Genomic DNA, 7,856 nt, shown 5'->3' with positions numbered 1-7,856 from the left:
CATCCTTAGCGCGGCGTGCGTCCACTTCAGGCACTCAGACCTTCCCGGTTCCTGATGATTTACCAGGGGCAATACGTGAAGGGACTGAAAACAGTCCGGTTGTGGATGAAGCTAAAGGACAAGGTGATGATAATGATGCTGCTTCTCCAGCATCTTTACTTAATCAAGGAACTGAAACCAGTTCAGAAACACTCGGGGCGTCCAGTACAGGCAGTCAGACCTCATCGGTTACTGATTCACCCAGGTCGATGCCTGAAGAGACTGTAAAAAGTCTGGTTGGGGATAAAGCTGGAAAATCAGATGAAGGTTCTGACGTTGCCTCTCTTTTATCTCCAGTTGACCAGGGAATTAAAACCAGTCCAGCGTCCGAAGCACCGGGGGCGTTCATTACAGGCAGTCAGACCTCATCGGTTCCTGATTCGCTCAAGCTGATGCCTGAAGGGACTGAAACAAGTCCGGTTGGGGATGAAGCCAAGAAATCAGGTGATGGTACTGACGTTGCTTCTCTTTCATCTTCAGTTGACCAGGGGACTGGAACCAATCCAACATCCCTAGCGCGGCGTGCGTCCACTACAGGCACTCAGACCTTACCGGTTCCTGATGGCTCACCCGGGCCAATGCCTGAAGGGACTGGAAACCGTACAGTTGAGGATGAAGCTAAAGGGCCAGATGATGGTTCTGACACTACTCCTCCAGCATCTTCAGTTGATCAAGGAACTGAAACCAGTCCAGAAACACTCGGGGCGTCCAGTACAGGCAGTCAGACCTCATCGGTTTCTGAGTCAATCAGGCCCATGCCTGAAGAGATTGAAGCCGGACAGGGTGAAGTTCGCGAGTCAGGTGATGGTTTGCGCTCTGTTACGCCTCTTTCCTCTCCAGTTGACACAGGAACTGTGACGGGTCCAACGACCAAGGCGAAAGGAGAAGACGACGAAGACAGTCCTACCCAACAGTTTGCTGATGCCTCAACCAATGCGATACCCGATACCACGAGTCGTGGAACCGGCACAACACCCGTAGCAAAAGTAGAAGACGACGAAGACAGTACACCTCAACAGCTTGCTGATGCCCCTATCAATGGGATACCCGAGACCAACAGTCGTGAAACCAGTCCGGAGCTTGCAGCTTCAGAGATGACCGCTACCGGTAGTCAGAGCTCACCGACTACTGATGACTCAATCAGTAAGATGCCTGAAGAGGTGGGAGTCAGGCAAAGCCCGGTTGGGGGTGAAGCTGAGGAATCAGTGGGTGGGTCGCGCCCTGTTACTCCTCCTTCCTCGCCAGTGGACACAGAAACCGGAACCGGCCCAATACCCGTAGCGAAAGGGGAAGACGACGAAAACACTCCACCGAGTCAGTTTGTTGATGCCTCAACCAATGCGAAACCCGAAACCACCAGTCGCGGAACCAGTCCGATTTCCAGGGAAGTTGATGTCTCAACCAGACAGACCCCTGAGGGTGCTGAAGACAACAAAGATACAGTCAGGAATGAAGCTGAAAAATCAGGTCTTACTCCTCCTCCATCTGCAGTTGACAAAGGGGTTGAAACCAGTCCGAAGCTTGCAGCTTCAGAGATGACCGCTACCGTTAGTCAGACCTCACCGGCTACTGATGACTCAATCAGTAAGATGCCTGAAGAGATGGGCGTCAGACAAAGTCCGGTTGGGGGTGAAGCTGAGGAATCAGTGGGTGGGTCTCGCCCTGTTACCCCTCCTTCCTCGCCAGTGGACACAGAAACTGGAACCGACCTAATACCCGAAGCGAAAGGGGAAGACGACGAAAACAGTCCACCCCGACAGTTTGCTGATGCCTCAACCAATGCGAAAACCGAGACTGCCAGTCGTGAAACCAGTCCGATGCCGGAGACTATTGACGACAAAAGTAGTCTAATGGCAGCGGCCTCAGGAGTGAACGGTGATAACACACCAGCACCCGTATCATCAGAGCATACTGACAGAAATGATCAAGCAGTTACTGTAGATCCAACCAGTAACACTTCTGAGACGACTGAAGAAAGCAACAGTCGAGCACCAGCAGAACGTCCAGAGGCGACTTCTCCAACTGCACCGGATCTGGAACCCGAGGAATTGGAGCAGTATTTAAACACTGTTCCCGTTAACCAGGAAGCGGTTCAACTTTCCGGGGTTCATCAGAACACGGTTGCCCTGCAACAAGCGGTAAACAGTATGGCCGCTAAAGTAGAGCAGTTTAATAACTGGAAGGATGCAGAGATATCAAAGAAAGAAATTACCTGGCTGGAGGGAGAGGATAGAAAGCTTGAGCCAAGTAATACCCGTTTGCGAAATGCGATTGCCGGGCAAATTCAAACCTTGGGGAAAGATATAGATCAGACCGTTAAGGATTTTAATCATAAATATGGCAATCGCCCTAAAGAGTGTAAAGTACTTGAAGATAGAGCGAGCAGTATCAAAGAAAGTCTGCAGCAGCAAAAAGACAGTATTGATCAATCAAACCGGGCAATAACGGGACCAGCAGTCCAAAAGTGGCTTGCAGATCTGGATAAGACCAGCACTAACTATCCCAAAACTGCTGACTATATGGAGAAGGTGTTACCAGACCTGGCCAGTGTATTTGCATCTAATAATGGAGAAGCGTGCAGTTACCTGGTGGGTCAAACCATTGATCGGGTGTCCAGGGAGTTAGTCAGAAGATGTAACGCAGAGGTTGCTAAAGTTCCCGGTGGTGAAGAGCGTCATTTGGAGCTGCAGAAGCTTTATATGCAGTATGCCCAGAGGTTACAGCAGCTCGACCCACAGAGAATTCCCGCCCGTGTTCATCAGGGAAAATTGAGTATCAGAGGTGAGCAATTTGCCTCAGAAGCTATCCGGCAACAGGAGGCAGAACTGGGTAAGGTATTTGGTGACCCGCAAACCGACGCTGAGGTTTCAGGTACAAGTACGTCAGCCGGTGAAAAACAGGCCGCCAGGCTGATAGAAGATGCCCGCATCAGGCCGAGGTTACTGGCGCTGTTGAACAGCCTGAAGCCAGCGCAGGAAGGCATTACCAATACCGCCGTGGCAAAGGCAGAGGACCTGGATGCCGCATTGACAAAAGGGTTGCTGGATATTCGCGATCAATTCAACCTGCATCCTATGCCGGGTAAGTTCGCTGTTCTGCAAGCCTGTCAGAGTGATCTGAAAAAGCCCAATTCCAAACTGGCTGCTGAGTCAGTTAATCAGCACAACGGTAAATTAACTGCAAAAGATGGTCAGCCCAGATATAAAAAACTGGAAGAACGTTGTGATGGTTTACTGAAAAAGCTGGACAATGCCAGGGATTTTCCGGAAACAACCGGCCAGAAACTGGCGTTTATGGAGGCATTTCACCAGAAAAGCATCTTCGATTATGAAGCCTTAAAAGATGGTGCAGCGACCACGGAAGGATCTTTTACGGTCACCAGGCTTGGCAGAGGTAAAGGCCCTCTGAGTGAGTTTTTTGCTGGCGTACCCAATGCCAACTATCGAAAAGCGGATGAAGGGGCAGAAAGTATAGCGATCGATGGCGGCAAACCGGAGGGCATTATCTTTGAAAAAAACCGGGCTGGTGACTGGCATGGCATGCTGGGTACCAAACATTATACATTACACCCCCGCTTTCTCTACGAGTACCCGAAAAGCAATATTCCCTTTGCCGACAACTGGTTGCCAGTGAGAGCAGATGATGGCAAGCCAGGCATTCTGGTTTTGCAGACTACGGCACAGGAGCCCCGGTATTTCCTGTATGAGCCGGATGGCAAAGGAGAGTTAAAGCCCAAATCTATAGATGCTACCAGTGACGATGAATTGGTCGATGCCGAGTTTTTGCTGCGGGCAGCAAAAGGCCCTGGTCAGGCCTTCTTCAATAACAAGCCAGATGAGGTTGACAAGGCCAAAGCCAGTGCGCTCAGAGGTGGCGTACAGTCGGTCCGCGACAAGTGGAATAAAACAAAGAATGCGCAGAAAAAGCTGGCTTCGTTATATCACCAAACCCGCATTGACGTGGAAAAACGATCCAGTGATGGAGCTCTACAGGAATTGATTGGTACCCAGGATCAAAGCGAGCTTCTGGCGGGGCGGAAGGTAAGGAAGAGTCAATACACCGATCTTCAGAACAAAAAAGAAAATGAAAAGAAGGTAGGGACTCATCTGGAAAATGCCAGCTTGAAATCAGCGGATCAGCGCTATCAAAATCTCTCGCCTGATACCAGTTTTGATCAGGTTGGTAAAGGCTATTATGAGCAGTGCCGGAAGAAATTTGGCAGTAATGAGCTGATTGAACTTGGTGAGAAAAACCTCAAGGTGTTCAAAGCGGGGGCTTTTCATAACATGTCGGTATTTGCCGGTTGTGAAATTAAACCGGATGCACCGGAATGGTCAGACGGCTCAATCCATGAGGTTGCATCGAATTTTGACAAGGTGGTCAAAGTGAATCGGGACCGGCAGCTGCGGTTGAGCGAGGGCGTGGACTATCTGACCAGAAAGCTGGGTACTGCTATTAGAGATAAAAATAAAGATAAAGATAAAGAGCTGGATTTTTACCGGGATGATGAACTGGTCGATTTTGCGATTAATCAGTTTAAGAACGGGCATCTGCCAGAGTCGGTCGGGGTAAATCGTGGCACATTCTGTGATGACCTGGTACAACTGATGCTGGTGAAGAATGAGCGCGATTTCTGTCGCAGCATGGGGCGGCGTATGGACGCTCTGAAAGACAAACTGGCGGTGGTCAGGAGTGAGCGCTTTGACAGCCAGCAGATGCCTGATGATGAGTTTAAAGGCACCTGTCAGGCATTGAATCTGGATATGGCGCTACTGGCTGGTGCGCAGAAAGAAGCCAGTGAACGAATTGAGTCCCACTACCGTCGTGGTCTGGATGAACAAAGCCGGGCCATGATTGCATTTGAGCAAGGCGGGCTGGTCCTGCGTGGCGATCAGCCAAAGATGGCTGAAAAAGCATTTAAATTTGTGCAGAAAATGGGGAAAGACAGAGCGTCAAAAGGTAATACATTGGTGTTCCAGCTGGGTACCGGTTACGGTAAAAGTAAAACAATTATTCCCCTGGTTGCCGATCAGGCCAGCAGGAAAGATCATCCTGTTCGGATCATTGCGCCAGCCAATAACCAGGCTGAACTGGACCACTCCCTGACAGGTTATTTTGCTGATTCCGGCGTAACCTACCGCAGACTGGATCTGTTTAAAGATTTTGTGCCCAACTCCGGCGTTCCCGAGAAATGGTGGTCACCGGCGGTGTTGGAGGATATTAAAGCGCAGGTGACCGCGAAAGCGCCGCTGGGTATCTCCACAAAGGATGTCCTGCTATTAATGACGCTCAGGGACCGGCTGAAAACCATTGATGCGGCAGACTACCAGGCTCACTGTAAAGAAACCCCGGCTACGTTGCAAAAAGAGATTCGCTTATTAGACGACATTTTGGATGCATTGCAATACGACGGCCTGAAGGTTGTTGATGAGTATGACCGGTTATCCACACCAAGCAGTAATGATGAGTTTAAGGAGCAGGCCGCAGATATGAGCCGTGCGCAAAGCGTGCTCGGGACGAAACCGATAAATGAACGCGAAGTGGCCGAATTGCTGGCAGCCTTTTTGAGCGGCAGTAAGAATAAAGTCTGTCTGTCAGCCACCATGGGAACCGGTTTTACCATGGCTGGGTTGACGAAATCGGCCACCGTTCAAGAGGCAGCGAAAAAATGCGAATCGAACGCCATGACAACCCAAGCCAGACTTTTCAACTGGCTATCGAAAACCACGCCTGTCTTGTCCGGTGATACATCCGACCCGGAGAATAGAATTAATGTCCTCAAGCAGGTGATGGAGCGTTCCGGTAAGGATAAACAGATCATTCTGTTTGATGGTAACCATAATGGTGAAGACCGGTTCATGCACGTTAAGAAGGATTATGACTATCTGAAAGAAGCACGAGGTGGCAAGGCTCGGGGGCTTTTGTACTACAACGATCAGAAACAGCTCTGTTTGTACCATCCGAAACAGGAAAAATACCAGCAATCGGACGCCGTGGTTTCACCGGAATTGGAGGCGTTGATACGAAAGAACCCTGAGGATTACGACGTTCGCCTTGACAAGACGCAGGGTACCGGAACGGATTGTCCTCAAAGTGCGACCAGTGTCGGTATCCACCTTGGCTTGCTTGAAGATGACAACAGGCGCGGCAATATAATGGCCCAGGAGTTTGGTCGATTCTCTCGCAAGTCGAGCCCTTTAAATATAAAAGGGGGGCAGGAATTCTTTATGGTGCTTAATACGAAATTCTTGCCACCCAATGGCAGCGTGAGCCACGAGTACCGTGAGAAGCAGAAAGAACTGACCAATGCCTGTGAGCGAGCCGATGAGCGCGCTCAGGAAGCGATGGCGAAACTGCTGGGCGAGTTAGACAATAAGGTGAGTCCTGAGCAGTTACGAGTGATCCATGCCAAACTGCATGTTTCGCCTCCGGATGAGGACGGCCAATATGACACTAACCTTGAACGTGATCTGGGAACCTTTCTCAAATCCTGGGAGTGCAATGTCTTTCCCCATTCAGTGAAAACCGCTCTGGCGGATTTCAAAAGAGCCCAGTGGTATGGGGAGAATCAGTCTCAGGAAACCATAGCTACCATGATGGCACTTCGTGAAGATTCATCGTTTGTAAAAGCCTGTGAGACAAGCTTTGAGCGAGGGAGTAAGCGCGCAGATGTTGATGAGATTTTATCCAATGCTCATACCTGGCGCGGTGACAGGGCCAAAAAGGTGCTTGGTAAGGTTGATCTTGGCCAGGTCATCACTCCGGTGGGAAGTGCGGGTGAATATAACCATCAAGTGTATGTTAAGGAATTTGAAGGTCAGTTGAGAAGCAAAGTTCATAAAGAGTTACAGAAAATAGAAAGAGAGAGTTTTGATAACTTTAATAAAGACGAATCCCTTGAGGCCGTTGCCAAAAGTGAGCACATGGATGATGAAATTAAAGAATGTATTGCTAAATTACAGGCAAGGGGAATCAGGCCAGATTCTCAGACAGTGATACATAACATTCCACAGGAACTCAAAGAACATTGCGGCCAATTGTGGGCAAAGGCTGATCATTTATATTCAGAAATTGATAGTCTTTGCAATAAAGGTAAGCCCATTGAAAATAAACGGAATAAAGATATCGGACTTGTGGCCACTTCAGGATGGGATAGAGTCGCCGCAGCCAAACAAGAGCTGGATGATAAGCTCCGGGCAGTGCAAGAGCGTGGAGATTTAGTCACACTCACAGAGTTTTGCCGGGAGCAGGGCAGTGCCGTAGAAGTATTTTATCATGAACTGGCCAGGGCATTATCTGCTGTTACATTTACCTCGGATAAGAATAATAATAATAATTTCGGAAAGTTGTGTGGATATCTGGGAGAAGTAATGCCGGGGCTTAAAAAACAATTCAGAACCGTAAATGATAGAAAAGGTTATCTCTATCCAGCGAAAAAAGGTCCACATCCTACCGCAATCATGTTGACTCAAAAGTCCGGATTACCAACCAAAGAATGGGACTGGCATCTCACTGTTGAAAAATTAGATGATCGATCAAAGAACCAGCTTGTTGCTCTTGACGATATGAGAAAAGAAGATAATGCCAAACAAATGGCCAGGGCAGAATTAAGCATAAAAGGAGGTGTTCAATTGACGAATTGTCTGGGACGGATTCAGGACGAGCTATTGGCCGCTAATAAAAAATATAGAAAAACACTGGTTAAAGATGCTGCACGTACCCAGGATGCGATCGACAAAAGAAAAACAATCAAGTTGCAATGATCATTTGATAATGACGAAATCTATTGCTTTAACTGTTGTTGGAAACGTTTGAAT

The 7,856-nt window shown here is 48.8% G+C and carries 1 protein-coding gene; it reads left to right on the top strand.

What is annotated here, in order from left to right:
- Positions 1-101 precede the first annotated feature (101 nt).
- Positions 102-7,802: a hypothetical protein gene (locus ACO6V1_RS12850; RefSeq protein WP_422467091.1), complete on the top strand. Its 7,701-nt coding sequence runs from the start codon at positions 102-104 to the stop codon at positions 7,800-7,802.
- The last annotated feature ends 54 nt before the right edge of the window (positions 7,803-7,856 follow it).

Source organism: Endozoicomonas sp. ALC013 (assembly GCF_049310205.1).
GTDB lineage: Bacteria > Pseudomonadota > Gammaproteobacteria > Pseudomonadales > Endozoicomonadaceae > Endozoicomonas.
The sequence above is the reverse complement of the archived record's forward strand: the minus strand, read 5'-3'. Positions and strand labels throughout refer to the sequence as shown.